This is a genomic window from Paenibacillus sp. TSA_86.1 (assembly GCF_052691815.1).
Window position 1 is genome coordinate 1021594 of the sequence record NZ_JBQZGE010000001.1, and the last position, 25801, is coordinate 1047394.

General features: G+C 46.2%; 25 protein-coding genes. 13 read left to right on the plus strand and 12 right to left on the minus strand.

Going from position 1 to position 25801, the window contains the following annotated elements; all coding sequences use genetic code 11:
• Positions 1 to 63 precede the first annotated feature (63 nt).
• From hemE to ACUTVW_RS04755, 6 genes are all read left to right on the plus strand, one after another.
• Positions 64 to 1128 (plus strand): uroporphyrinogen decarboxylase, encoded by a 1065-nt coding sequence (gene hemE / locus ACUTVW_RS04730; RefSeq protein ID WP_445644703.1) that lies wholly within the window; start codon positions 64 to 66, stop codon positions 1126 to 1128.
• Positions 1121 to 2071, plus strand: coding sequence for a ferrochelatase (hemH, locus tag ACUTVW_RS04735; protein WP_445644704.1), 951 nt, complete (start codon positions 1121 to 1123; stop codon positions 2069 to 2071). Before hemE ends, hemH begins: the two co-directional genes overlap by 8 nt.
• A complete protein-coding gene (hemY, locus tag ACUTVW_RS04740) occupies positions 2071 to 3498 on the plus strand; it encodes a protoporphyrinogen oxidase (RefSeq protein WP_445644705.1) in 1428 nt (475 codons plus the stop codon). The genes hemH and hemY overlap by 1 nt, the downstream gene beginning before the upstream one ends.
• 137 nt (positions 3499 to 3635) lie before the next feature.
• Positions 3636 to 5036, plus strand: coding sequence for a CapA family protein (locus tag ACUTVW_RS04745; RefSeq protein ID WP_445644706.1), 1401 nt, complete (start codon positions 3636 to 3638; stop codon positions 5034 to 5036).
• 27 nt (positions 5037 to 5063) lie between these two features.
• Positions 5064 to 5816 carry a glycerophosphodiester phosphodiesterase gene (locus ACUTVW_RS04750; RefSeq protein ID WP_445644707.1) on the plus strand — a complete coding sequence of 251 codons (753 nt, stop codon included), beginning with the start codon at positions 5064 to 5066 and terminating at the stop codon, positions 5814 to 5816.
• A 64-nt stretch (positions 5817 to 5880) separates the two neighbouring features.
• Positions 5881 to 6513, plus strand: coding sequence for a fumarylacetoacetate hydrolase family protein (locus ACUTVW_RS04755; protein WP_445644708.1), 633 nt, complete (start codon positions 5881 to 5883; stop codon positions 6511 to 6513).
• 141 nt (positions 6514 to 6654) lie between these two features.
• Here the strand turns inward: ACUTVW_RS04755 and ACUTVW_RS04760 are convergent, their stop codons facing one another.
• Positions 6655 to 7059, minus strand: a complete 405-nt coding sequence (locus ACUTVW_RS04760) for a hypothetical protein (RefSeq protein ID WP_445644709.1) — start codon at positions 7057 to 7059, stop codon at positions 6655 to 6657.
• A gap of 229 nt (positions 7060 to 7288) precedes the next feature.
• Here ACUTVW_RS04760 and ACUTVW_RS04765 point away from each other — a divergent pair, with 229 nt between their 5' ends.
• The 4 genes from ACUTVW_RS04765 to ACUTVW_RS04780 all read left to right on the plus strand — a co-directional run bounded on the left by ACUTVW_RS04765 (position 7289) and on the right by ACUTVW_RS04780 (position 11834).
• The gene (locus ACUTVW_RS04765; RefSeq protein WP_445644710.1) at positions 7289 to 8098 is read left to right on the plus strand and encodes a DUF92 domain-containing protein; all 810 of its coding nucleotides are present in this window, start codon (positions 7289 to 7291) and stop codon (positions 8096 to 8098) included.
• A gap of 14 nt (positions 8099 to 8112) precedes the next feature.
• Positions 8113 to 8691, plus strand: a complete 579-nt coding sequence (locus ACUTVW_RS04770) for a TetR/AcrR family transcriptional regulator (RefSeq protein WP_445644711.1) — start codon at positions 8113 to 8115, stop codon at positions 8689 to 8691.
• Positions 8692 to 8775: 84 nt separating this feature from the next.
• Positions 8776 to 10707, plus strand: coding sequence for an ABC-F family ATP-binding cassette domain-containing protein (locus tag ACUTVW_RS04775; protein WP_445644712.1), 1932 nt, complete (start codon positions 8776 to 8778; stop codon positions 10705 to 10707).
• A 188-nt stretch (positions 10708 to 10895) separates the two neighbouring features.
• Positions 10896 to 11834 (plus strand): hypothetical protein, encoded by a 939-nt coding sequence (locus tag ACUTVW_RS04780; protein WP_445644713.1) that lies wholly within the window; start codon positions 10896 to 10898, stop codon positions 11832 to 11834.
• A 170-nt stretch (positions 11835 to 12004) separates the two neighbouring features.
• On the opposite strand, the gene ACUTVW_RS04785 is transcribed toward ACUTVW_RS04780, so the two are convergent.
• The 5 genes from ACUTVW_RS04785 to ACUTVW_RS04805 all read right to left on the minus strand — a co-directional run bounded on the left by ACUTVW_RS04785 (position 12005) and on the right by ACUTVW_RS04805 (position 16160).
• Positions 12005 to 13045, minus strand: a complete 1041-nt coding sequence (locus ACUTVW_RS04785; RefSeq protein ID WP_445644714.1) for a M42 family metallopeptidase — start codon at positions 13043 to 13045, stop codon at positions 12005 to 12007.
• 114 nt (positions 13046 to 13159) lie between these two features.
• Positions 13160 to 13546 (minus strand): LapA family protein, encoded by a 387-nt coding sequence (locus tag ACUTVW_RS04790; protein ID WP_445644715.1) that lies wholly within the window; start codon positions 13544 to 13546, stop codon positions 13160 to 13162.
• 133 nt (positions 13547 to 13679) lie between these two features.
• Positions 13680 to 15470: an oligoendopeptidase F gene (pepF, locus tag ACUTVW_RS04795; RefSeq protein ID WP_445644716.1), complete on the minus strand. Its 1791-nt coding sequence runs from the start codon at positions 15468 to 15470 to the stop codon at positions 13680 to 13682.
• 267 nt (positions 15471 to 15737) lie between these two features.
• Positions 15738 to 15923 (minus strand): hypothetical protein, encoded by a 186-nt coding sequence (locus ACUTVW_RS04800; protein ID WP_090924720.1) that lies wholly within the window; start codon positions 15921 to 15923, stop codon positions 15738 to 15740.
• Between the two features lie 3 nt (positions 15924 to 15926).
• Positions 15927 to 16160 carry a hypothetical protein gene (locus ACUTVW_RS04805; protein ID WP_090924721.1) on the minus strand — a complete coding sequence of 78 codons (234 nt, stop codon included), beginning with the start codon at positions 16158 to 16160 and terminating at the stop codon, positions 15927 to 15929.
• Positions 16161 to 16323: 163 nt separating this feature from the next.
• Between ACUTVW_RS04805 and ACUTVW_RS04810 the strand changes: the two genes are divergently transcribed.
• Positions 16324 to 16521, plus strand: coding sequence for a cold shock domain-containing protein (locus tag ACUTVW_RS04810; protein ID WP_056700251.1), 198 nt, complete (start codon positions 16324 to 16326; stop codon positions 16519 to 16521).
• 106 nt (positions 16522 to 16627) lie between these two features.
• Here the strand turns inward: ACUTVW_RS04810 and ACUTVW_RS04815 are convergent, their stop codons facing one another.
• Positions 16628 to 17800: an MFS transporter gene (locus ACUTVW_RS04815; RefSeq protein ID WP_445644717.1), complete on the minus strand. Its 1173-nt coding sequence runs from the start codon at positions 17798 to 17800 to the stop codon at positions 16628 to 16630.
• Between the two features lie 40 nt (positions 17801 to 17840).
• A complete protein-coding gene (locus tag ACUTVW_RS04820; RefSeq protein WP_445644718.1) occupies positions 17841 to 19157 on the minus strand; it encodes a multi antimicrobial extrusion protein MatE in 1317 nt (438 codons plus the stop codon).
• A 181-nt stretch (positions 19158 to 19338) separates the two neighbouring features.
• Between ACUTVW_RS04820 and ACUTVW_RS04825 the strand changes: the two genes are divergently transcribed.
• On the plus strand, positions 19339 to 20418 hold the full coding sequence (locus ACUTVW_RS04825) for a tetraprenyl-beta-curcumene synthase family protein (RefSeq protein ID WP_434751852.1): 1080 nt from the start codon (positions 19339 to 19341) through the stop codon (positions 20416 to 20418).
• 53 nt (positions 20419 to 20471) lie between these two features.
• Complete coding sequence (pfkA, locus tag ACUTVW_RS04830; protein WP_123064288.1) at positions 20472 to 21443, plus strand: 6-phosphofructokinase; 972 nt, start codon at positions 20472 to 20474, stop codon at positions 21441 to 21443.
• 79 nt (positions 21444 to 21522) lie between these two features.
• Here pfkA and ACUTVW_RS04835 read toward each other — a convergent pair whose 3' ends face one another.
• The 4 genes from ACUTVW_RS04835 to ACUTVW_RS04850 form a co-directional block, all read right to left on the minus strand.
• Positions 21523 to 22872: an MATE family efflux transporter gene (locus ACUTVW_RS04835; RefSeq protein WP_445644980.1), complete on the minus strand. Its 1350-nt coding sequence runs from the start codon at positions 22870 to 22872 to the stop codon at positions 21523 to 21525.
• A gap of 253 nt (positions 22873 to 23125) precedes the next feature.
• Positions 23126 to 24310, minus strand: a complete 1185-nt coding sequence (locus tag ACUTVW_RS04840) for a putative glycoside hydrolase (RefSeq protein WP_445644719.1) — start codon at positions 24308 to 24310, stop codon at positions 23126 to 23128.
• Positions 24311 to 24472: 162 nt separating this feature from the next.
• Positions 24473 to 24673, minus strand: a complete 201-nt coding sequence (locus ACUTVW_RS04845) for a hypothetical protein (protein ID WP_445644720.1) — start codon at positions 24671 to 24673, stop codon at positions 24473 to 24475.
• Positions 24674 to 24834: 161 nt separating this feature from the next.
• A complete protein-coding gene (locus ACUTVW_RS04850) occupies positions 24835 to 25656 on the minus strand; it encodes a YitT family protein (RefSeq protein WP_434751847.1) in 822 nt (273 codons plus the stop codon).
• Between the last annotated feature and the right edge of the window lie 145 nt (positions 25657 to 25801).

The following is a 25801-nucleotide window of genomic DNA, read 5'->3' on the forward strand; positions in this document are numbered from 1 at the left end:
TACGGCTGTTTAAAAAGGGCATAATGGTAGTTATGAGTCCAAAAACTATTGGAGGCTTCTTACATGAGCTATAATGATCGACTTATTCGGGCCAGTTTCAAACAGCAGGTAGACCGTGTGCCAGTATGGTACATGCGCCAGGCTGGACGTTACGATCCCGAATATCGCAAAATTAAAGAAAAGTACTCCTTGCTTGAAATATGTCAACAGCCTGAGCTGGCGGCTGAAGTTACACTCATGCCTGTACGTAAATTGGGTGTGGATGCGGCTATTTTGTATTCCGATATTATGAATCCGGTTGCTTCACTCGGCATTGATTTTGACATTGTGAAAAATATTGGGCCGGTGATCGATAATCCCATTCGTTCGGCTGCAGATGTAGAGCGTCTGCGTCCCATTGATGTTGAAGGGGATCTGTCTCACATTCTGGAAACGATCCGTATTCTGGACAAGGAACTTGACGTTCCGTTGATTACGTTTGCCGGGGCTCCGTTTACGATAGCCAGTTACCTGATCGAAGGGCAGCCTTCGAAAGGGTATATCCGAACCAAATCGATGATGTACAGTGAGCCGGAAGTGTGGCATAAACTGATGCAGAAGCTTGGTGATATGGTCATTACATATATTCGTGCCCATATCGCAAATGGCGGTAAGGCATTTCAGTTATTTGACAGCTGGGTAGGGGCACTCTCTCCCAAAGACTTCAAAACGTATGTGCTGCCAACGATTACTCGTATCTTTACCGAATTATCCGATTTGAATGTACCGAAAATCTATTTCCCTGGTGTGGCTTCAGGTGAACTGTTGCCAACGCTGCAAGATCTGAATGCAAATGTCATCGGGCTGGACTGGAGAGTTTTCATTTCTGAAGGACGCAGACGTCTAGGTGGAAAATTCGCCGTGCAGGGTAACCTTGATCCGTATATCCTGACTGCGCCAATGGAATTAATCAAAGAACAGGCGAAAGTGATCATTGATGAAGGGATCAAGGATCCGGGTTATATTTTCAATCTGGGACACGGCTTGTTCCCTGAAGCTTCGCTTGATAAATTAAAAGAACTAACGGCATATATTCATCAATATTCAGCAGAAGCGTTAAAGACGGGAGTGACGGTAAGCAATGACTAATACAGTAGGCGTACTGGTGATGTCTTATGGCACACCTGAAAATATGGAAAGTGTTGAAGCGTATTATACGCATATTCGCAGAGGGCGTCCGCCTGAGCCAGAACAATTGAAAGAGCTGACAGATCGCTATGAAGCCATTGTTGGCGGTGTTTTTCCGCTGCGTGAGAACACGGATAACCAAGTGAGAAGTCTTCAAAAGGCGTTACAGCAAGATGAGCGCCGTGGTGAGGTTGAATTCCGCTGTTACCAAGGACTGAAGCATGCTTATCCTTTTATTGAGGATGGCGTGGAACAGATGGCCAAAGACGGTATCCAGACCGCCATTGGCATTGTACTTGCGCCCCATTTCTCAACGATGAGTGTGGGTAGTTACATCAAACGTGCACGGGAAAAAGCCGAAGAACTAGGCATCCAGATGACCTTTATTGAAAGTTATCATTTGCATCCGAAGCTGATTCAGGCTCTTTCCACGCGAGTGAGCGCGAAGCTGGACGCATTTGAAGAAGCGGGAGCCAAACGCGGGGATGTGAAGGTTCTGTTCAGCGCGCACAGCTTGCCAGCACGAATTGTTGACATGGGCGATCCGTACCCGAATCAATTGCTGGAGACTTCCGAAGCCATCGCTTCCCAAGTGGGGATTAGCAACTGGCAATTTACCTGGCAAAGTGCCGGACGAACAGCTGAGCCATGGCTGGGTCCGGACATTCTGGACACCCTCCAGGAGCTTTCACGTGAACAGGTGGAAGATGTGCTTGTGGCTCCAATCGGCTTTGTATCGGATCATCTGGAAGTCTTGTATGATCTCGACATTGAAGCCAAAGCGATCGCGAAAGAGATGGATATGCGGTTAATGCGTATCGACTCCCTTAACAGTGATCCTCTGTATATGGAGACATTGAGTGACTCTATCATTAGCCAGTGGCAGCAAGGGTCTGATAACTAATGGAAGACAAGAAACGGCGCATTGTTATTATCGGCGGGGGTCTTACAGGCCTCAGCGCAGCATTTTATATCCGCAAGCATTACAGGGAAGCTGGCTTTGAACCTGCGATTACCTTGCTTGAGAAAAGCTCGTCCATGGGCGGTATGATTGAAACGCTGCATCGGGACGGATTTGTAATCGAGAAAGGGCCTGACTCTTTCCTGGCTCGCAAAACAGCGATGATTGATCTGGCGAAGGAACTGGAGATGGATCATGAACTGGTCAGCCAGAATCCGGAGTCCAAGAAAACATACATCATGCAACGTGGCAAACTTCATCCGATGCCGGCAGGTCTGGTTCTCGGTATTCCAACAGAGTTGAAATCTTTTCTTAGAAGCGGACTTGTTTCTCCGGCAGGGAAATTGCGGGCGCTAATGGACTTTATTATTCCGCCCAAGCGCACAACTGAGGATGAATCTCTTGGTTATATGATTGAGCGCAGGCTCGGTCCAGAGGTGCTGGAAAACCTGACTGAACCGCTTCTGGCGGGGATTTATGCGGGAGATATGCGAAAGCTGAGCCTGCAAGCAACTTTCCCGCAGTTTGGAGAAGTGGAGCGGGATTATGGCAGCTTGATCCGAGGGATGATGACAGGGCGTAAACCTGCCGAGACACATACGGGCACCAAACGGAGTGCGTTTCTGAACTTCCGCCAGGGGCTGCAAAGTCTCGTGCATGCGCTTGTTCATGAGTTGAATGATGTGGATCAGCGTCTGAATACAGCTGCCCAATCCTTGCAACGACTGGATGGTCAAGATACCGGATATCGGGTTGAACTTGATAACGGACAATTTTTGGAGGCGGATGATGTTGTGATCACCGTGCCTACCTATGTGGCTTCTGACCTGCTCCAGCCCCATGTGGATACATCGGCGCTGGACGCGATCAATTATGTATCCGTTGCTAACGTTGTTCTGGCCTTTGAGAAAAAAGAAGTAGAACATGTCTTTGACGGTTCAGGATTCCTTGTGCCAAAAAAAGAGGGGCGTAATATTACGGCCTGCACATGGACCTCAACCAAATGGCTGCATACCAGTCCGGATGACAAGGTCCTGCTTCGTTGTTATGTTGGCCGTTCCGGAGATGAACAAAATGTGGAGCTTCCCGACGAGGCACTTACGGAGCTTGTGATGAAAGATCTTAGAGAAACGATGGGGATTGAAGCCACGCCGATTTTCTCGGAGATCACAAGATTGCGTAAATCCATGCCGCAGTACCCTGTGGGTCATCTTGAGCACCTGGCTAATCTTCGTAAAGAGCTTGGGGATAAGCTTCCGGGTGTTTACATTGCCGGGGCAGGTTATGAGGGTGTGGGACTGCCAGACTGTATCCGACAAGCCAAAGAAATGTCCGTAAAGGCGGCAGCACAGCTTACTGCAATGAAGTAAAAGCATGAACTTTATATCTGCCGTCCCGATGTAGCAGCATCTACAGAAGGGACGGCTTCTTTTATAGGATGTACATCCAGAATATGCTTGATATAATGGTATGCATATGGATCTTTTGTTAAGAAGAGGAGTTGCTTATGTATCCCCCAAGATCACAGAAAAGTTCAGAAAAGAAAAAAGTAAGACGAACCCGTAATACAAAAATCAGGATCGTAAATGTAATATTAATTGCAGCGATTGGTCTTATCGGCTTATATTACATGCTGAACACACGTGAACAGCAACCGTCCCAGCCTGTGAATTCAGAGGTTGTGAAGCAGGAGCAGCCTTCCGGATCGGAAGACAAGGGTGGAGGTGCAATGAATCAATCGGATACTAAACCCGCTGATACACCGGATGAAAAGTCTCCCGAGGTTGACGAGAAGCCAGAGGCAGAGCCGGGTAATACTGGAGACAGCTCTGAATCGGGCACGGGTAAAACATCGGGGGCAGCCAGTGAGAAGCCTACATCTGGAACGAAGCCTTCAAGCACCGGAAAAGGAACTTCAAGTAAAACAGATGGGAACCAAGGAAATCCTTCTACCTCTGATGCATCGAAGGATGTCACCATTCATTTTGTCGGGGATATTCAATTTTCCGGAAAAGTTGCAGAGTTGCTGGAGAAGAATGGATATAACTATCCATTTGCAAAGCTTGGCACAATGTTTAAAGACGACGATTTAACCATCGGTAATCTGGAGACTCCGGTGACCCATGGCGGCGCAGGGGCCGCAAACAAAACATATGTGTATAAATCTTCGCCTAAAGCTTTGCAAGCGATGGCTGCGGCAGGATTTGATGCAGTCAATCTGGCGAACAACCACATCCTGGATCAAGGAGTGGAAGGTTTAGTAGATACCTTGACGTATCTTAATGATTACGGTATTGCGCATGCTGGCGCTGGTATGAATGGCACCGAGGCTTATGAGCCTGCCTATTTCGAACGTAAGGGCGTGAAGATTGCCTTGCTTGGTTTCAGTCGGGTTGTTCCCGTAGCCAGCTGGAAAGCAGACGGAAATCGAGCTGGTGTGGCGGAAGCGTATGACTCTACAAGAGCAGTCGCAGCGATCCAGTCGGCACGTAAGAAGGCAGATCTGGTTATCGTTGTAGCCCATTGGGGTGAGGAACGTGTGAGTACCCCGAATGTGGATCAAACAAGGCTTGCGCATGAGTTTGCAGATGCCGGTGCTGATTTGATTATCGGTGGTCACCCTCATGTTTTGCAAGGGCTTGAGTACTACAAAGGCAAGTGGATTGCATATAGTACGGGTAATTTTATTTTTACCAGATCTACGAACGAAGAAACATGGAAAACAGCTGTCTTTCAGGCCCGTTGCAGCCGTGATGCTGTATGCAGTATGAAAGTGATCCCCTATGAAGCCGCTCTTGGGCAGGCTGTGCCGATGCTTGATGATGCAAACCGGCTTCTGCTGGAACAGATGGCTAAGATGTCACCGGGGATTGCGGTTAATGCGGATGGAGCTGCTGTGCCTAACTAAGGAGCGTACTACTGAGGAGAGATGATCATGAACAATCTGTGTGTGGCGCATCGTGGGTTTTCTTCCATTGCACCGGAGAACACGATGGCCGCTTTTAATATGGCGATGGAAAGACCGGAAGTTCAATGGATGGAACTGGATGTACAGTTATCCCGTGACGGTATACCTGTAGTGATCCACGATTTCACACTGGAGCGGACGACGAATGGCAAGGGTCTGGTGAAGGATATGGATTGGTCGGCGTTGAAACAACTGGATGCAGGATCATGGAAAGGCAAGAACTACACAGGCGAGCGCATTCCTTCCCTGAGTGAACTTCTGGATCGTTCATGCGGCAAAGTTCGTTTAAATATTGAACTGAAAACACAGGGGAATATGTATCCCGGTCTGCCTGCTGCCGTAATTCATGAAATTAGAAAAAGACATATGCAACATGATGTCGTTATCACCTCTTTTGAACCGGCCGCATTGGTTGAAGTGAAAAAGCTTGCGCCGGAATTAGAAACGGGTCTCATCATTGATGCCAAACCGGGGGATTTGCTTACAGCGTTGAAACAAATGCACTGCACGTTCCTCTCGCTCGGATATACCAATGTGGATAAAGCGTTGATGAACCAAATGCACGCTGCAGGCATTCGAGTGATGGCATGGACAGTAGATGACAAGGCAAGTATGAAAAAGCTGGCTGCTATCGACCCAGACGTCATGATATGTACAAATCGCCCTGATGTTTGGGAAGACGCGTTTCAGGAGACCAGCAGCCGTTTTTTCAGACCTTAATTGTAGTACCCGTAGTCGAACTAACAAACGAAGCATTGAATCCAGCAAAGGTGGTTATAACTCTATGTTGACTAATATTCGCAATGTGTATTGTGTTGGACGAAACTATAAACTTCATGCCGAGGAACTTGGGAATGCGGTTCCGGATGAACCGATGATTTTTATGAAACCTTCCCATGCTGTTGTACCTCTGACTGGAGAAGTACTTGAACTGCCATTCGAGAAAGGCGAAGTTCACTATGAGGCTGAATTAGTCATTCGCATTGGTCAGGATTACAAGCGGGGAGTGCTTGTCGATGAACTGGTCGATGCTTATGCGTTTGGGATTGATTTTACCCTCCGTGATGTGCAGACGGTAATCAAGAAAAAGGGACACCCGTGGACGGCTGCGAAAGGCTTCAAAAACTCCGCACCGATCACGGCGTTCCAGACATTCCCTGGAGCGGCGTCACTGCTCGAAAAGGATTTTACGTTGACCAAGAACGGGGTTCGGGTTCAGCGTGGCAATATCGTTAACATGATCTTTAGCCTGCAGGATATTGTGGATTATGTAGGTCATCATTATGGCCTGGGGCCGGGAGATATTATTTTCACGGGAACGCCAGAGGGTGTAGGTGCTGCACAGGCAGGAGATGTGCTTGAACTGGCCTGGGACGGTGAACCCATGGGGGCATGTACAATCAAGGCAGCGGACTAAACGATCAACAAAGTGATCCGCAAGATGTATGGCAATACAGCACAAATCAACATAGAATCGTGTTAGTGGGGGGAGTGCGTAATTGCGCTCCTTTTTGCGTTGCGCTGCCTTGAATCATTTAAGATCGAAGCGAAAGGTAAACTAGATATATGATCTGTTGGCACTCGCTGTGATCAGTTCTGCAATTTCCATGGATTGAAGCGCGTGTTGCTCGAAGCTGATACTTCCGCTGGCAAGACGCTCATCCAACTGTGTCTGAAGCTGTTTGATCTGAATAGCGATGGCTTTGGCGTAATTACCGCCACTCCTCTCTGCAATCGTTCGCAGCGAGTGTCCTTCATACAGCCTATCCGCCAGTTCCTCTTCGGAAGTTTGGTTTAGTGCACGAAGCAGTTCATCGTCATCTTTCTCACTGCTGTTATCCAGGTCAACAATAGACCATTTCGGTTCAGGAATGGGAGAAATCGTTGATTTTCCCCATGCAGATCCAGCGAAAGACATCGTAACAATCATCGTACCCAGTATGAAAACTCTTTTCATATTCATAGTCGTGCTCCTCGTTTCTATCGTTGTGTACGAAATGAATCGCAGCTGTTCTTGTTGTTTGAGCTGAATGTATTGTAACTCGGAAACCTGAAGCAAAACTTAAAATCAAATAAGGTTTTGTTTAGCTGCATGTCCGGTTTCGGCATTGGTCTCAAACCGTGGTATAATTAACTTTCAAAAATAAATAAACGTCATGTGGACGGTGTAGAGATCACATGCAGGAGAGCTTATGGATTGGATGATTGGTGCTGTATGCGCTTCTCTGGTGGCAGGGGCTGCTTATGCAAAAAAATCGCTAACCCTGTCCGGATGCCTTGCAGCAATCCTGATGGGGACGATATATTACGGGGCAGGTAATCTGTTCTGGTTCGGGACACTGCTATTATTTTTCATTACGTCTACGCTGCTTTCGAGATTTCGTAAAGAACGAAAGCAGGAGATGGAGAAGTCTTATGCCAAGACAGGCAATCGGGATGTCGGGCAAGTCATGGCTAATGGCGGAATAGGCATGCTGTTATGTCTGGCAAACTGGTTTATTCCGCATCCGGCGTGGATGTATGCTTTTATCGGGGTCATGGCGACGGTCACTTCGGACACGTGGGCTACAGAAATCGGAAGTCTCAGCCGCAAGCCGCCTCGTTCTGTGCTTACCTGGAAGGTGTTAACGCCGGGGGCTTCGGGCGGGGTTTCATTATGGGGTAGTTTCGCTGCGGCTTTGGGCGGGGCAGTTATTGGTGCAGGCGCTTTTGTTTTTGCATCGATTAGTGGTATAGATCAAACCGGATGGCTGGGCTGGACTGTGGTTGGACTGATCGGCGGATTGGCGGGAGCATTCGCGGATTCCTATCTAGGTGCAACGGTGCAAAAGATGTATCGCTGTGTGGTATGCGGCCGTGAAGTTGAAGTTCATGAGCACTGTGGTCAACCAACAGTACGTGCTCGGGGCTGGTCATGGATGAGTAATGATCTGGTCAACGTACTGAGTTCGGTGATAGGCGCATGTGTAGCCATAGGGTTAGGCAGTATTTTGGCGTTATAGGGAGGGAATGCAGGTTGAATACGGTGCAGGGAGATAAATCGGAGGCTATTTTGGATGCAGCCTACGGCATTTTTGGTTCGAAAGGGTTCTACGAAACCAAGATGTCCGATATTGCCGATGAGGCGGGCATTGCCAAAGGCACGATTTATTTATATTTTAAAAGTAAGGAACAATTGTTTGTCGCTGTATCCAAACGGGATTGTAACAGCTTTATCAGCCGTTTGGATTATGCACTGCAAGCATATGAGAATACAGGTGACAAATTGGGGGCCATAGCCAAGACACATCTGACGTATTATTATGAACGTCGCAATCATACCAAGTTATTTTTTATGGCGCCGAATAATGATCCGGATTTGATGAAATTTATGAAAGCATTTATGAACGAATATATGAGCATGGTATGTAAGGTTCTTGAGAGTGCTGGTGTCCCTGAGCCTGTGCTGCTGGCTGAAGCCTATATCGGCATTTTGGATCGATTGAAGATGGATATCATGCTGAATCCTGAATTTAATGAGCAAGATCTGAATAAACGAATCGCTTTTGCGGCGGCGTTATTTTTGGACGGTTGTCGTTCTTTTCTGCGAGTATAAGCAGCTTTGTTTGATTGCGTAGTAAAGGTTAGCTTTATAGTGAATAAAGCATTTCAAATTATAGAGAAGTGTGGGTAACGGGCAATGAATATAATGACGGTAGAACAAATTGCAAAAAGTTATGGCGAGAAAGTTCTGTTCAAAGATGCTTCATTTGGTATGGCGGATCAGGATAAAATCGGCGTTGTTGGTGTGAATGGTACGGGGAAATCCACGTTTTTGCGGGTTATTGCAGGTCTGGAGCCAGCGGATGAGGGACAGATCTCCATCGGTAATGACGTGCGAGTGCAGTTTTTGGCACAGAATCCGGATTTTAATCCGAACAATACGGTATTGCAGCAGGTATTCGAAGGGGATAGTGCCGAAATGAGAACGGTGCGCGAATATACGGAAACGATGGAGTTGTTGGAACTAAATCCATCGGATACCGCCCTGAATGAACGTCTGATGCGTCTGAATCAACAGATGGAGCAGCTCCAGCTTTGGCAGATGGAGAGTGAAGCAAAGAGCATTCTGTCCAAGCTTGGCATACAACAATTCGATGCGCTTATGGGCACATTGTCAGGCGGACAGCGAAAAAGGGTTGCGCTTGCTTCGGCGTTAATTCACCCTTGTGAACTGCTCATTCTGGATGAGCCGACGAACCATATTGATAATGATTCCGTTGTTTGGCTGGAACAGTATTTGCAGAAGCGCCGCGGCGCTCTGCTAATGATTACGCATGACCGGTACTTCCTGGATCGTGTAGCGAATGTCATGCTGGAGCTGGACCATGGGCGTTTATTCCGTTATGAGGCAAATTATACGCGGTTTCTGGAATTGAAGGCTGAACGGGAAGAGCGGGAGTCGGCCACGGAGCAAAAGCGGAAAAATCTGCTGCGAACCGAGCTGGCCTGGATTCGCCGGGGAGCAAAAGCGCGTACGACGAAACAAAAAGCGAGAATTGATCGCTTTGAACAACTCAAGGATCAGCAAGGAGTTCAACGTTCCGGCTCTCTGGAGGTGTCCGTTGGCTCTACACGTTTAGGTAAAAAGATATTGGAGATTGAACATCTCTCCAAATCGGTTGATGATCGCAAGCTGATTGAAGATCTCAGCTACATTGCTGTCCCAGGAGACCGGGTAGGTATTGTGGGTCCTAACGGTAGTGGTAAATCGACCTTGCTGCAGATGATTTCAGGTAGATTACAGCCGGACGCTGGAGAGGTTGTTCTGGGACCAACCGTGAATCTGGGCTACTTTACACAAGAGCATCAGGAAATGGATGAAACGCTACGAGTCATCGAGTATATCAAGGAAGTGGCCGAAAATGTGAAAACGGCAGACGGTTCACTGATTACCGCATCCCAGATGCTCGAACGTTTTTTGTTTAGCCCGACAGCTCAATGGACACCGATTGCACGGTTATCTGGCGGAGAGAAACGCCGTTTGTATCTGCTTCGCATTTTGATGGCAGCTCCGAATGTGCTGTTACTGGATGAGCCGACCAATGATTTGGATATTCAAACACTTGCTGTGCTTGAAGACTACCTGGATGAGTTTCCGGGTGTTGTATTTGTTGTATCCCATGATCGCTACTTCCTTGATCGTACAGTGGATAAAGTGCTGTCGTTTGAGGGGAATGGAGCGGTGCGTGTGCATGTTGGTGATTACAGTGAATATGCGGAATGGATGCTGAAAAATGCTCCTGGTAATCAGGAAAGTGGTGCTGGAGCAGTCAAGAAACAGGTAATTGAGAAAAGTCCCGAGGCTTCCGCTGCATCGCAGGCAAAACCTAAACTGAAATTCAGTTTCAAAGAACAACGTGAATATGATGAGATCGATGAAAATATTGAGAAGGCCGAAGCGAATCTGGCCCGGATTAACAAGGAGATGGAGGAATCCTTCAGCGATTCAGCTCGTCTTCAGGAGTTAATGTCGGAGCAGGCCGAGGCAGAGCGTCATCTGGATGAATTGATGGAGCGCTGGACTGTACTGAACGAGCTCGCAGAACAGATTCAGCAGAACAAAGCCTAATCTGCATCATGCATGTAAAAACATATCATTGCCTTTCTTCGTAAGTTGGCTGAATGCCGCTTTGAGGGAGGGCATTTTTTATAGAAATATGGATCATGAATTAGACATGGGTAATAAATTATGAAACGGGAGTGCTGTTTATTACGTTGTATTAGTAAACAATTCTATAGAAGGGAGCGAACGTTATATTGATGAACACAGAAATGAATGAACAGCTTGCCGTACTTAAGGAAAAAGGCAGAATCTACGAGAAATGGACGAAACGTCTTCATAAACTCCAAGCTGAAGAGAAGCAATGGCAAGCGAAGGTGGAGCACTGTACGGAAGTGCTGCAGAAGGAGCAGAGGGATGTTGACCGGCTGAACGGTATGAGCTTGGCCTCTTTTTTCTATGATCTGATTGGCAAGAAGACTGAGCGGCTGGAGAAAGAAGAGCTGGAATTGCTGGAGAGCAAGGCAGCATATGATACGGCATGTCGAATGTTACAGGATGTACAAGAACAGCGGACACAAGTCGAGCAAGAACTCCAGAGACAACAGCAATATCAGTTCTGGGAGAGTGACTATCAGATATTGTGGGGCAAGAAAGAGGATCGCTTACTCAAACTGGATGAAGAACTGCAACATCTAGCCGAAGAGCGGGAACATCTGGCGAGTGAGCTACAAGAACTTAATGAGGCTTTCAGAGAAGGTGAGTATCTGGTATATGCGCTTGAACGTGCCGAGAAAGCCTTGGAATCAGCGGGGAATTGGGGCATCTATGACATGATGGGCGGAGGTGTGCTCTCAACGCATATCAAGCGTAGCCGTATGGATGATGCTCAAGTAGCTATTATAGATGCGAGCAAACGCTTGCGGCGTTTTCAGAAGGAGTTAGAAGATGTGGAGATGGCAGTCCGTGCTGATTTGAATCTGGGAGGTTTGTTATCTTTTGCGGACTATTTCTTTGATAATTTCTTCGTGGATTGGATGATTCAGGACAAAATTCGTAGCGCCGAAAAACAGGTCAGACATGGACTTAGTATGGTGCGCCAAACAATACAGGTATTACAGGGTGAGATTAAGGATCACGAAGCACAGCTTGAGCTAAAGGAACGTCAATATCACGAATATATCGAACAGGCGTGATCAATGATCGTGTTGTACATTGCTGCCAGTTCCAGAACAAAGGACACCTCTCCTCTACACATGCTGTCATGTGCGGGGAAGAGGTGTCTTTATGTCATTTGAAGCAGATTTAATGAACTAATAAATGAGCTTAATCAGCTAGATCAATGAATTAGATCGGATGATGTGAACTACTTGTTAGTAATGTATGCGGCAAGTAGTCGTGCTGTATTTATCACTGCGTTTTTATGAGTGCGTTCCATGGAGTGCGAAGCGTGGACTCCAGGGCCGATTAAAGCTGCACGAATGTTGTTACCGCCACGTAGAGCAGCACTTCCATCTGAGCCATAATGGGGATAAATGTCCACCACATAATCCATGCCATCCTGTTGAGCAAGTTCAATAAGACGGCTTGTCATATCGTAGTCATAAGGACCTGAAGAGTCTTTTGCACATATAGATACATCGGTTTCTTTACAACTCAGATCATCACCCATAGCACCCATATCCACGGCGATCATTTCGCTAATTTCTGGCGGGATATAAGCAGCACCGTGCCCCACTTCTTCATAGTTTGAGATCAGTAAGGAAACGTTATGTACGGGTTTCCAGCCTTCACGATGTGCAGATTCGAGGATCCCGAACAGGGCGGCAACGCTTGCTTTATCATCCAGATGGCGAGATTTGATATAACCGCTTGGTGTAATGACGGCCCGCGCATCGAAGGAGATAAAGTCGCCTACACCAATGCCTAGCTTTAAGACATCTTCTTTGGATGATACAACTTCATCAATGCGGACTTCCATATGATTTTCCGAGCGCTCAAACGTACGGGCATCCGGATATACGTGTACGGAGGGATGCAGAGTAAGAATGGTTCCGGTGTAAACCTTGCCATCCCTTGTGTGAATGGAACAATACTCGTTCTCGATACTATGCATCGTAAAACCGCCTACGGAGGTCAATTTCAACGTGCCATAAGGGGTGATGGACCGCACCATGGCACCAAGTGTATCTACATGCGCACTTAGAGCAATGGTTCTGGAAGGATCTTCGCCAGGTAACGTAAGCATAGCCCCGCCTTTGTTGTTCAGTTCACAGGAGATATTCAGAGATTGGGCCTCCTTGCGGATCATCTCTATAATGTGGTGAGTGTATCCACTGGGACTTGGTGTATCAAGTAGCTTTTTTAAAAAAGATAAAACGTAAGATTCATTAATGGTAAAACTCATCGTTATATTCCTCCTTAATCATGCAGGCGTTGATTCAATAGAACAAATAGAATACAGCCTGTCTGGCGAAGAATGATGTGCATTCCAGTTCCGCCAGCAGGCTGTCTCTTATTTCTACAACGTACCTGGATTGTTTCCTTTGTGTTGACTCTGGATGGAGTCATTGTGTAACTGGCTGTCATGTTCAGGTTCGTTTGAACCTACGGAATTCATGTTATCATAAGATACAGGTACAACCTCGCTGACTGCAGAAGCTTCCAGTTCAGCGACACGCAGATGCAGGCGTTTGTTCTCCCGCTGAAGACGATACTGGCGGTATATTCCGTATGAACCTACAATAATACCGCCAATTAGAGTACAGCCCAAAATAAGCAAAATTAACGGAACCCGAACGGTATTAAACAGAAGATTAACTTGAACAGAATCTACATTAATGACTGCGAAAATACCTGTAAGCAGGGCAAAAACAAGACCCGCTATAAGCGCCCATTGCATTTTCATGATGTTGCCTCCTTGTTGTTGACCAATTGTGAACTAAACTGCATTACCCTTTTTCAAGCAGACTGCATCTTGCTTGATTATAAAATCCCTTGCCGCTTGGGGCAAGGGATATAGATTACAGGGATGTACGCCCTTATTTGGTTAATTGTTCCATCTGCTCTATCAATTCCTTGAATACACTCATCGCTTCACGAATAGGCTGTGGCGACGACATATCGACACCTGCTTTTTTCAATATATTGATGGAGTAGTCACTGCCGCCACTCTTCAGGAATCCGAGATAACGATCGACTGCAGGTTGACCTTCTTCCAGGATTTGCTTCGAGAAGCTGGTCGCTGCCGAGAAACCTGTAGCATATTTATAAACATAGAAGCTGTTATAGAAGTGGGGAATACGTGCCCATTCCATCTCGATATCTTTGTCTACGACCATATCTTTACCATGGTATTGTACATTCAGATCATAGTAAATTTCGGATAGAAGCTGTGGTGTAAGTGCTTCGCCCTGTTCTGCACGTTCATGAATAATTTTCTCGAACTCAGCGAACATGGTTTGACGGAATACAGTCGTTCTGAACTGATCTGCATAATAGGTAAGCAAAAACAGTTTTTCCTTCGGATCAGTGGATTTATTCAACATGTAATCCATGAGCAGAGCTTCGTTTGTCGTGGAAGCGACTTCTGCAAGGAAGATCGTATACTGTGCATCACGATACGGAAGGGTGGTATCTGAATAATGCGAATGTAACGCATGACCCATCTCATGTGCCAATGTGAACATGCTGTTCAGATTGTCCTTATGGTTGAGAAGTACATATGGGTGAGTGCCATAAGCTCCCCAAGCATAAGCGCCTGAGCGTTTGTTCTCATTTTCGTATACATCAATCCAGCGATTATCATATCCAGCTTGAAGTGCCTCTGCATATTCTTTGCCGAGCGGCGCCAGACCTTCCTTCACGGTCTTTTTAGCTTCCTCATAGGTAATGTCCATTTTGTATTCATCCACAAGTGGAGCGAACAGGTCGTACATGTGCAGCTGGTCTACACCAAGCAACTTTTTACGTAGATCCATATAACGGTGCAAGAGCGGAAGGCTTTCATGGATCGTATCTACCAGATTGTTATATACATCCGTTGGGATGTTGTCACCATACAGGTTCATTTCCATTACAGAAGGATACTTCCGCACGTTGGCATAAAACATATTTTTGGTTACGTTGGCATTCAGTGCTGCGGCAATCGTATTTTTCTGTTTTGCATAGGTTTCATATACCGCTTTGAAAGCACGTTCCCGAACTTCACGGTTTGGATTCTCCAGAAACTGAATGTAGCTACCATGTGTCAGTTCGACTTCTTTGCCTTTCTCATCTTTAATCCGTGGGAACTTGAGATCCGCATTGTTCAGCATGCTGAAGATGGTCTGCGGTGCTTGAGACAGATTGCCAACCTGTGCGAGCAGTGCTTCTTCCGTCTGGCTTAATACGTGTGCCTTTTCCCGTTTCATCTCTTCCAAGGTAAACGTATATGCGGAGAGACTCTCATTCTTAATAAGGGCGTCAAGCTCTGAATCCGGTAAAGAAAGAATCTCAGGTGTGACAAAGGAAAGTGCTTCGCCTACCCGTACTCCGAGTTTCTGAGCTTTTTGGGACAGGCTTTGATATGTAGGATTAGCTGTGTCTTCATCTTGGTGCATGCGAGCGTACACGAAAAGCCGTTCAAGCTTGAGCCCGATTTCGTCTTCGAATTCGAAGCTGCTTTTAAGGACGTCCGGCTGATTTAATTTGCCTTGGAATTCGGAGGCTTTTTTCATCATAGAAGATACTTCTTCATATTCCTGATCCCAAGCCTTCTGATCGGCAAATAAATCTTCCAGTTTCCAAGTATGCTCGGCGGGTACTTCGGAACGTTTTAATAGTTTACTCATGGGAATCCTCCTTTGATTATGTGCTTGATGTGCTGAAAATATCGGCATAGCCGCCTTCGTCTCCTGTGCATATGCGGCAGGAGACGAAGGAATCAGACTAAGAGTCAGAAGAACAGATAACGATTTCTGATATTTCAACAGCCTTCCTCCTTACCATACGAATAACTTAGGAAAATTAAATCCAAATAACTTCGTATAGTATGGCCTGGGCACAGCTGAAATATTTGGGTGCCTTGAACCGGGTGTAATCACATTCAGTATCTTGAATCAGGCTCCCATGTTAACGAGGTAATATACGATGAGGAAAAAGGCAAAGCAAACGAGCAACGTAGCGATTAGCGCCATTCCCCTTCTTAGACGATCCGGGACGGAATTACGTCCTAGAATTAGAGCAAACCCGAGTGCAAAGGCAAGGATGATAAAGATAACGACATTGCCTGAATCCAGCTGCATCGATTAAACTCCCTTGAAGGCGGCCATTAGCGCACGCCATTCCTCTTCGCGATTTTCGAAATCCTCCTTTGGAAAACGGCGCTCAGCCCAATGCATCAATGCCGGACGGCTGAGGAAGGTATGGCATTCTTCGCCCCACTCTTCGGAAATTTCCCGTAGAACGAGATATTTGCCTTGGACTTCTACAGTCATCATATTCCACTTGTCTGTTTTGTATATTTCGTGTTTTTTTATCATAGGTAGTCTCCAAACTAACGGTTTTGGTAAAATGATACCGTACCCTACGATGCAAAGCAAATTTTTTCATCATTTATGGAAAAGATAAATTGCAAAATGGAAGCCCATACAGTATAATGAAGGTATTCGCCATAGATGGCGATATTTTTAGGAGGTTGTTCATTTGAAAGGTACAGTTAAATGGTTTAACGCAGAAAAAGGCTATGGCTTTATTTCAGTTGAAGGCGGCGAGGACGTATTCGTACATTTCTCCGCAATCCAAGGCGACGGCTTTAAAACATTGGAAGAAGGTCAAGCGGTAGAATTCGAAATCACTGATGGAAACCGTGGTCCTCAAGCAGCTAACGTAACTAAATTGTAAGATTTTTCCGTTTACCGGACTTCTTATAAATTCTATTATAGCTGAACATAACAAACACAAGCACAGTCCCCATTTGGAGGCTGTGCTTTTTTTGATTTTGCAAAACCTATGATGAACGACTGGTTAACGTACGCAATAATTGGATACCAAAACCAACCAGAGCAGCCAAGGCAAAGGCCATTGCCGTAAGATAAAACGTCTGTCGTCCAGTATGCTCGAGCAGCAAGCCTCCTAAGGTTCCGCTAAGAAGTCCAGATGCACTCGACCAGACGATAGTAAACAGAGCCATGCCTGTTGCGCGGAAATCATCCGGAACCAGCCGGGTTATGTAACGAACGGCTGTGACATAGAAGATACCAAAGGTAACACTGTGCATGGTCTGAATGAGAACAACGGCAGCAGGTGTATGAGAAACAGACATGAACAGTAATCGGATGGTATACATTAAGGCTGCCAAGGTGAGGAGCGGAAGTTCTTTGTATTTATTTCCATATTTGCTCAGTAGTAAAAATATCGGGATTTCACTCACCGAGGAGATGAGTAATGACCATCCAATCAATCCTTCACTCGCACCCAAATCTTTGAGTGTTATTGTCAGAAAGGCTTCGTTCATTCGATGTCCCATAGCGAGCAGGAACACGCAACCGAAAAAGATAAGAACTTCTCTGCGCTTCAGGATAGCCCACAGACCGGACAATTCCATTCTGCTACCGCCACCGGAGGGTTGATCACGTAGTTGAAAGCTGATGAGTAATGTCACAGCCGCGAGGCTAATGCAAATTCCCATCGTCCATTCGGCACCAAAGGAGCCCAAAAGATAACCGATGCTAAGGGCGAAAAAAGCGTATCCAATGGAGCCGAAAACCCGAATGGACGTAAAGTTACGGCCGTATTTGCTCGCCGTTGTAATGGCCATCGTATCCGAAAGCGGGTAGACCGGATAATAGAAAAAGTAAAATAAAGTTACGAGTATAAACACTTCTCCAAAGCTTGATGCATTAGCCAGTAGGACACCGGTAATTAATTGCCCGCCAAGCAATAGGATCATCACTTTCCGTACCGTCTTGTATTTGTCGCTCGCCATACTCCAAAACATATTGGAGAATACAGAGATGAGCGGACCGATGCCATACAGGTAACCAATCTCGGCCGGACTGAAGCCAAGATGGCTGAAGTAAAGTTGGAAGTAGGATACTACCAGTGCGGTAGAGCCAAAGATGGTGAACATTAGTGCCCGAAGCCAGTTCTGATCTGGCCGGGCAGTGTGGCTTAATTTCATGATGAGAAACTCCATTCTTGAATGCGATTCAGTGTTTAATTTATTTTTGCGGTACAGACATCGTTGGTTCCTTTTGCGTGCGCCGGATGACCATCCAGACAATAACAAGCTCTGCGAGCAAACCGATGGATTGGGCGGCTGCACCGATCATGCCATTCCAAGCGGGAAAGATGCTGACCAGAATAAGTAATACTATAACAGTGCAGATGGCATTGGCGCTCTGCGAACGAAACATGGTTTTGGTCTGTCCGCGAAGCAGGATGAGGCCGTTACTGAAATCCAGAAATGGGGAAATCAGTGGGAAGAGCACAAAAGCGCGCAGTGTCCATAGACTTTGTTCAAGCAGCTGTCCCTGAACGCTCATCATATTCTCTAATACCCATGGTCCCAGAGGGGTATACGCAATGGAGACGGTCATAGTGAACGGAATAAAACCGGTAACGAGCGCAAATTTCTTAACGAGCTTGGCATCCATCCTATAAAAGTTGAGCACGATCTGATGAATATAGGTGAAAAAACTTAGCATGAGCTGCATGAGACTGCTCGCTACAGCAAACGAAGAGATAGCCAGCGCGATTCCAGTTGTTTTGCCAAGCACAATGTTGATCACAGGACCTATAAAAAGAGCTACAAAGCTGGAGAGAAGCAATGGTTTGTAGAAACGATACACATCCCCCTTACTTTCTACAGGGTGCTCTTCAAGCTTCGCTGGCATTTTTCGCATAATGCTTCTGCCCTCCAGGTAGCTGACAAGGGCTTCAATCATCATACCTGCAGCAAAGATGATAGCGCCTACACGTCCACTGTTAACGGAGTCTGTGTAGATGAAATACAGAGATAATCCATACATACCTGCTAATCGAAATATCATGCCAATGGTGAGCCATTTGGTTCTGTTGTTTGTGATGATAATGCCCTGGTAGATATTACGGATGACAGAAAAAATACTTACATACATCAGGATCTCGTAAACGTCGATCACTTTGTCCAGCAGATCCGGGCTTACGCCGAATAGATATTTGAACACCCCAGTACCCACGGGGGAGTATACAATGAGAAACCCAATCAGTAACACGCAGGCCAGAAATATTTTGGTTACAAACGTAAGAGCCTGAAAAGAGAGGCGGTCACGCACCAGCGCAGAACAGGTTTGGCGCAGCAAAGTGGAGGGACGCTCCGTGAGGGTCAGTAAACTTCCGGCAATGGCATAACTTGCAATAACAGTCTCGGGATGAGCTGAACGTGCGAGTGTACTGTTAATAATTACATGCGATATGGTAACGAGAGAGGCGGAGATGCCAAGCGGCACAAAAAAAGAAAATAACCGTCTCCACGAAAGTGGTTCATCTGACGACATGTCAACGACTCCTTTGATGGATAGAAATATGGATAGTATATCATAAAGCTTTGGGTGAGGATGCGAATTTTTACGCGGTTTATGCGCCAGATCATTTGTACAATTAAGGGGTTCATATTATAATAGGAATGGTTAAAAATCGCTCTAATACGTATTCAACCAAAGTGGAGGCACATTTATTTTGAGCCAATCAAATCGAAAACGTCATCAGTACCCGCGAGGACCGCTGGCATTGATGAGAGGGGTGTACAAATACACCATTCCGGAAACGCGTAAGGCATTGGATGGATGGCGTGCTCAAGCTGAGACGATTCCAGACGAGGAATTACGTACGCAAGCACTTGCCAGTCTAAGGGATAAGCAATTTCACTGTGAAGGTGGAACCGTCTATGCTTTGGCAGATATGCCTAACAGACACATACTCATTCCTTTGATCGTTTCATATCAAACCATAAGTGATTATTTGGACAATCTGTGTGATCGCAGCACCTCGATGGACGCAGATGACTTTCGTTTGCTCCATCAATCCATGCTTGATGCGGTAGATCCCGAGGCAACACCTGTCAATTATTATGCACTCCGCGAGGAGCAGGATGACGGTGGATACCTGCGGAATCTGGTGACCACATGTCAGGAGTTGACCCGTCAGCTGCCCGGATATGCATCGGCCAAGCCCCAAATACAGGATCTGGCAGGCCTATACACGGACCTGCAGGTATATAAGCACATCAAACCGGAACTGAGAGAAACGGCTTTGCTTGAATGGTGGTCGGAGCATCGCCACCGCACACCTCAGTTTCGCTGGAACGAATTTGCCGCCGCTACTGGCTCTACTCTGGGTGTATTTATGCTGTTCCTCGCTGCAAGTGACGATCAGCTGACCGAAGAGCAGGCGGTTTCAATCCACACTGCCTATTTCCCGCACGTATGCGCATTACACATCATGCTCGATTATTTGATCGATCAGGATGAGGATCGTGCTGGTGGGGATCTCAACTTCTGCAATTATTACGAGAATGTAGAGATGATGCTGGACCGAATTGCTTTTATTGTGGAGATGGCTCGCAGTGATGTGCAGAAGATTCCGGGAAGTTCTTTTCACCGAATGATTATTGAAGGACTGATAGCCATCTACCTGTCTGATCCCAAAGTCAGCGAACAACAGGAAGTTCGCGTTGTGTCCAAACGTCTGATGAAGAATAGTCCGATTACACGCGTGTTTTTCTTCATTTTCAGTCGCTGGATACGAAAGCATATGTAAGTCAGGTGTATTGTTGCGGAGCCTGAAGTGAAACTAGAGGAGGAAGAAACATCATGACAGCAGTAAAGAAAATCGCAGTGCTAACGAGCGGTGGTGATTCACAGGGGATGAACGCGGCTGTTCGTGCGGTTGTTCGCAGCGGACTATTTCACGGATTGGAAGTGTTTGGTATTCAACGTGGATATCAAGGGCTTTTGAACAATGACATTTTCCCAATGGATCTGCGGAGTGTGGGAGATATTATTCAGCGCGGGGGAACCGTTCTGCAATCTGCGCGCTGTAAAGAGTTTTATACCGCTGAAGGGCAGCAAAAAGGGGCAGATATTTTGCGTGCGCGCGGCATTGACGGTCTCATCGTGATCGGTGGGGACGGTTCATATCATGGCGCAAACAAACTGAGCAAGCTAGGTATTAACACGATGGGCTTGCCAGGTACGATTGATAATGACATCTCATTCACGGATTATACGATCGGATTTGATACATCCGTAAGCGTTGTGGTTGATGCGGTGAACAAATTGCGTGACACGATGTCTTCGCATGAGCGTTCTTCCATCGTTGAGGTTATGGGTCGTCACTGCGGAGATATTGCGCTGCATGCCGGACTTGCTTCTGGAGCAGAAACCATCCTGGTGCCAGAAGTACCTTTTGACATGGACGAAGTGGCTGAGCGTATGAAAGCCAACTTTGCACATGGCAAACGTCACAGTATTATTATTGTGGCTGAAGGTGTAGGTAAAGGCGAAGACGTTGCCAAGGAACTGATGGAACGCTGCCCGACGTATGAGCCGCGTGTTACCGTTCTTGGACATATCCAGCGCGGTGGTACTCCAACGCCATTTGACCGCAACCTCGCTAGCCGTCTTGGTGACTTCGCCGTTCGTAGTTTGATTGCGGGCGAGACGGATAAAGGCTGCGGACTTGTCAAAGGTGAACTCGTTCTGACCGACATCGATAAAGTAGTAAACACCAAAAAAGCGTTTGATATGGAAACGTATGAGCTTGCACAGCGCTTGTCTCAATAATCATTTATAATAAATAAAGAGCACAGCTCCGAATCATGCGGGCTGTGCTCTTTATTTATTTAGGATATAAGTGGTTACCTTATGTGCGAAGCGCAGCATGTTTCTGTACCCGGAAAAGTCTCCATAGAAGTGCAGTGGCACCCACTGCGAGTCCTGCAATAAGACCAATCCAGTATCCAAATGCCCCAAGCGAAGTGTAGGTTGCTGTAAAATAACCAACGGGTAAACCGATAATCCAATAAGCGACAAAGGTAATCATCAATGCCGGATTTACATCTTTGTACCCGCGTAGCGCTCCTTGTGTGGGTGTTGCAATGGCATCCGAGATTTGGAAGAAGATTGCATAGATCAGGAAATGCTGGGTTAGCGTAATAACTTCTTGTTCATTAGAGTAAATTCTTGCAATCGACTCTCCAAAAACGACCAATATGATCGCTGTAATCAAAGAGAGCCCGATTGCTCCCCCGATGCCAAGCAAACTATACTGTTTGGCATCTTTCAGTCGTCCAGCCCCATTTTCGAAACCTACCAGGATGGTGAGTGCCATACAGATGCTCACAGGCAACATATAGAGCGTGGAAGCAAAGTTCAGCGCTGCTTGATGCGCGGCTATGGTGACCGTATCGAATCGGCTCATCAGCAAGGTAACTGCGGCGAAGATGGACGTTTCAAAAAAGGTAGCGAATCCAATTGGAATACCAATAGCCAAAAGTTCCTTCCATTTACTCAGAGAGATCCGTGACCATTGACGGAATATACGATACTGGGCAAAAGGCTCCATGCGATGGGCAAAAAACAGGCTGATCAGGAAAATAAGCCAATATGTAAAAGCCGTGGCTACGCCTGCGCCCACACCGCCCAATTGAGGGAAACCAAAGCGCCCGAAGATGAGCAGATAGTTCAGCACAATATTGACGGGCAAGGAGACGAGGGTTATGAGCATGGTGACACGTGTCTGTCCAAGTGCATCCATGAAACTGCGCAGCACCGTGTACCCGAACAGAGGCATGATGCCAAAGGCAAGCGCACATAAAAAATAAAATGCTACATTCGCAACATGTGGCTCCAGCGGCATTCCATTTAGAATGGGACTTAGCAGAAGAGCGCCAGCACCAAGTACAAGTAGTCCCACAGTAATACCTAGGTAAAGGGCCTGGATGACGCTATGTCCAATTTGCTCGTGTCGCCGCGAGCCGAGCAGATGGGAGACCACGGGTGTTATGCCCATCAGTATCCCGCTAAGTCCCGTTTGTATGGGCATCCAAAGGCTTGTACCAATGGCGACGCCTGCGAGATCGGCGGGGGAGAACTTTCCGGACATATTGGTATCAAAAAATGACATGGCCGATAAGGCAATCTGAGTAGTGAAGATAGGTAAAAATATAACCAGGAACTGTTTGATTTTTTGTGAAAAATTCGATGTGTTCATATTCACTGAGAGTGCCTCGCGATCCTGTATAGTTATCATTCTGATGTCACATCAGACAGCTATTTATTGTAGAGGATTTTTAAGGATTTGAATAGTGCTTCAAAAGAGAGCGTCTTAAAGTTAGACTTCATTAGAATGCCCAGGGCATCTAAAAAAACCTCGATCCGTTATGAACGGGTCGAGGTTGGGAGAACTAAGGTTGCTGTTTCGAGATGGGTGAGGTTAAAGGAATATCCGTACGTATGAGTTCAAATTATTTGTATTGCACGCCAGGTGTGTAACGATTGGATGCATTCCACAGCAGATATTCATCCACATTCATTTCCTTCATCGCTCTGATCTGATCTTCTACCTGTTTCTTGCCGTACTTCGTATAATGTCCGCTGCCCAGCCAGCTTGCTGTGAAGTCTTGAATCCATGGACGAATGACCGGTTTGAGTTCTTTCGTGGGGTCCAGCTTCTTATGCGTGTCCTTCATGGAACCTTTAATGGTAGTATAAGGGTCTTTGTCAGGGTCCTTCACACCATACCAGCCCGTTGAATAATGACTTGGGTATACCATGGGCGAGATGACATCCACGTTTTCTGATATTTTCACGAAATCCTGACCAATTCCTTCGGCTGCTGGCACCGAGGCTGCATAACCGAAAATATCTACCGAGACTCGAACGCCAAGCGGTGCAAGTTCTTTGCGTGCATATTGCACAAATTCTGCGACAACGTCTACGCGTGATTGATCCGTCTGGGTGTACTTCAGTTTGTCCGCGCGCGTTTCGAAACCTTCAGGAAAACGAACGTAGTCGAACTGAATTTCCTTGAAACCAAGCTTGGCAGCTTCTTTGGCAATTTCAATGTTATAATCCCAGACTTCCTTGCTGTAGGGATTCACGAAACTGTCTCCTTTACCGTTGGCCCACACAGAGCCGTCTTGATTACGGAAGGAAAGCTCGGGGTTCTTTTTGGCAAGAATGGTATCTTTGAATACAACGATACGCGCAATGGGATAAACCTTATGTTTTTCTAATCGTTTCATCATGGCATCGATATCCCGAATGAAGGACTTCGCTTCGCCCATTCTGTTCACTGCTGTGTTTTTCGTGGGGTAGGTAATGTATCCCAGATCATCTTTGACATCAATAACCATAGCGTTCAGTTCGGTTTGATCTGTCAGTTCCAGCAATTGTGCCATTCTTGCACCACCTGCACTGTATGCGGTGACATATATGCCTTTAACGACAGGTGCATCGGGTTGAGGGTCTACCTTGGCAGGAGGATTGTTAGCGTCGATGACGACCTGATCTTTTTGTGATTGGATGATAGCGCTATTAAAACTGCTGTTGAGTGAGGGTACTGACATATGGTTGCCATGATCTTGCGCTGCGGACGAACCCCCAAAACCTCCAAATGCCAATGCGAACAAGGCCCACAGTATGTTCATATTTTTCCACTCCCTTTATGTACATTCCATAATTGTATTATACAGCAAAGTCCTCCGTGCTTTTAACCATATTAATCCTTTTATGAAACATGTGGAAAAATTGAAAACCGCTTCCTGACTGAGGAATACCTCGTCAAGAAGCGGCGTAAACGGTCTAAAAAATTATTGAATATATACATCATTCTGATGCTCACAAATACTGTACTGAATAATTTCCAATGCATCTCCCTGTTCCAGGATGCCCAGCCCATCCCGGAGAACAATCAGTGAGTCGAGTTCATTCGGTTTCAAGAAAGGGAGCATTTCAGGGCACCATCTGTTGACGATATCAAACAGTTTTACCGTTTCCGTATCCACAATCATCACCCTTTCCTACTCGAATTCCAAAATGGTAAGTCATTCGGCGCGAATCGGGAAAGCATATGGCTTTGTGAAAAGTAAAGGTTAGAACCTGCTTACAACATATTTAAGAGCGGTGCACCATTATTATACCACAAACTTATGAATTGTTAACGGGCGTATGTCTAACTGCGTCGGAATGAGCCCATGACACCCACCGTTTCTACAATGTTAACAAAAGCCTTCGGATCGGTTTCTTTGATAATCCGTTTGATCTCAACCAATTCGTAACGGGTCGTCACTGTCATTAACATATCCTTTTCAATGTCCGTGTATGCCCCTTGCGTTTTAATTTTTGTAACTCCGCGCGGTCTGCTCAGCAGTTTTTTCAACATGGCTTCGGTTTCGTTCGTGATAATGTACAACGTTACTTTGATATGACTGATATGAATGAGATCCAGCACTTTACCAGTAACATAGATCGACACCATGGAGGCGAGAGCGCTGTTCCAGTTATTGTTCAAGTAACCGGCTAGTAGAATGATAGCTCCGTTCATACCTGCCATGACGGTACCGATTGGAAAATCACGATTTCTTGTGAATATAGAGCCTACAATATCCAGACCTCCAGTAGAGCCGCCAACTCGGAAGGATACCCCTGTGCCGAGTCCAACAAGCACTCCGCCGAACACACAGCTTAAGAGTGGGTCGGAGGAGACAGCAGAAACAGGCAGCAGTCCAATAAACCAGGAGGTGGCTGCTACCGACACAATGCTCAATATAATGAAACGTCGTCCAAGAATAAACCAACCTGCTATGAGCAGGGGAATGTTAAGAACAAAATACATTATACTAAGATTCAGATTCGTAAAATAACCTAAAAGCATGGAAATACCTGATACTCCACCGCTGAGAAGCTGATGGGGTACCAAAAACCAGTTGAAGCCGCAAGCAATCGCTGCAGCACCCAAAATGATCACTAAAGAGTGCCAAATTATTTTGGGCAATTTAATCACCTCATTTTTATTTAAAACCAGATTGCTGGTAATCTTGAATAGTTTTATGATATAATGATTTGTGGATATTCTTGAGTAGGAAACTTTTCCCAAATCGATAGCTAAAATTTGAAATGTTTCAAACCCATGATTGTAG

Excerpts from the sequence above, each read along its gene's own strand:
- hemE (WP_445644703.1), top strand. The coding sequence starts at position 64 with ATGAGCTATAATGATCGACTTATTCGGGCCAGTTTCAAACAGCAGGTA.
- hemH (WP_445644704.1), top strand. The coding sequence starts at position 1,121 with ATGACTAATACAGTAGGCGTACTGGTGATGTCTTATGGCACACCTGAA.
- hemY (WP_445644705.1), top strand. The coding sequence starts at position 2,071 with ATGGAAGACAAGAAACGGCGCATTGTTATTATCGGCGGGGGTCTTACA.
- ACUTVW_RS04745 (WP_445644706.1), top strand. The coding sequence starts at position 3,636 with ATGTATCCCCCAAGATCACAGAAAAGTTCAGAAAAGAAAAAAGTAAGA.
- ACUTVW_RS04750 (WP_445644707.1), top strand. The coding sequence starts at position 5,064 with ATGAACAATCTGTGTGTGGCGCATCGTGGGTTTTCTTCCATTGCACCG.
- ACUTVW_RS04755 (WP_445644708.1), top strand. The coding sequence starts at position 5,881 with ATGTTGACTAATATTCGCAATGTGTATTGTGTTGGACGAAACTATAAA.
- ACUTVW_RS04760 (WP_445644709.1), bottom strand. The coding sequence starts at position 7,059 with ATGAATATGAAAAGAGTTTTCATACTGGGTACGATGATTGTTACGATG.
- ACUTVW_RS04765 (WP_445644710.1), top strand. The coding sequence starts at position 7,289 with ATGGATTGGATGATTGGTGCTGTATGCGCTTCTCTGGTGGCAGGGGCT.
- ACUTVW_RS04775 (WP_445644712.1), top strand. The coding sequence starts at position 8,776 with ATGAATATAATGACGGTAGAACAAATTGCAAAAAGTTATGGCGAGAAA.
- ACUTVW_RS04785 (WP_445644714.1), bottom strand. The coding sequence starts at position 13,045 with ATGAGTTTTACCATTAATGAATCTTACGTTTTATCTTTTTTAAAAAAG.
- ACUTVW_RS04790 (WP_445644715.1), bottom strand. The coding sequence starts at position 13,546 with ATGAAAATGCAATGGGCGCTTATAGCGGGTCTTGTTTTTGCCCTGCTT.
- pepF (WP_445644716.1), bottom strand. The coding sequence starts at position 15,470 with ATGAGTAAACTATTAAAACGTTCCGAAGTACCCGCCGAGCATACTTGG.
- ACUTVW_RS04800 (WP_090924720.1), bottom strand. The coding sequence starts at position 15,923 with ATGCAGCTGGATTCAGGCAATGTCGTTATCTTTATCATCCTTGCCTTT.
- ACUTVW_RS04805 (WP_090924721.1), bottom strand. The coding sequence starts at position 16,160 with ATGATAAAAAAACACGAAATATACAAAACAGACAAGTGGAATATGATG.
- ACUTVW_RS04815 (WP_445644717.1), bottom strand. The coding sequence starts at position 17,800 with ATGAAATTAAGCCACACTGCCCGGCCAGATCAGAACTGGCTTCGGGCA.
- ACUTVW_RS04820 (WP_445644718.1), bottom strand. The coding sequence starts at position 19,157 with ATGTCGTCAGATGAACCACTTTCGTGGAGACGGTTATTTTCTTTTTTT.
- pfkA (WP_123064288.1), top strand. The coding sequence starts at position 20,472 with ATGACAGCAGTAAAGAAAATCGCAGTGCTAACGAGCGGTGGTGATTCA.
- ACUTVW_RS04835 (WP_445644980.1), bottom strand. The coding sequence starts at position 22,872 with ATGAACACATCGAATTTTTCACAAAAAATCAAACAGTTCCTGGTTATA.
- ACUTVW_RS04840 (WP_445644719.1), bottom strand. The coding sequence starts at position 24,310 with ATGAACATACTGTGGGCCTTGTTCGCATTGGCATTTGGAGGTTTTGGG.
- ACUTVW_RS04845 (WP_445644720.1), bottom strand. The coding sequence starts at position 24,673 with ATGATTGTGGATACGGAAACGGTAAAACTGTTTGATATCGTCAACAGA.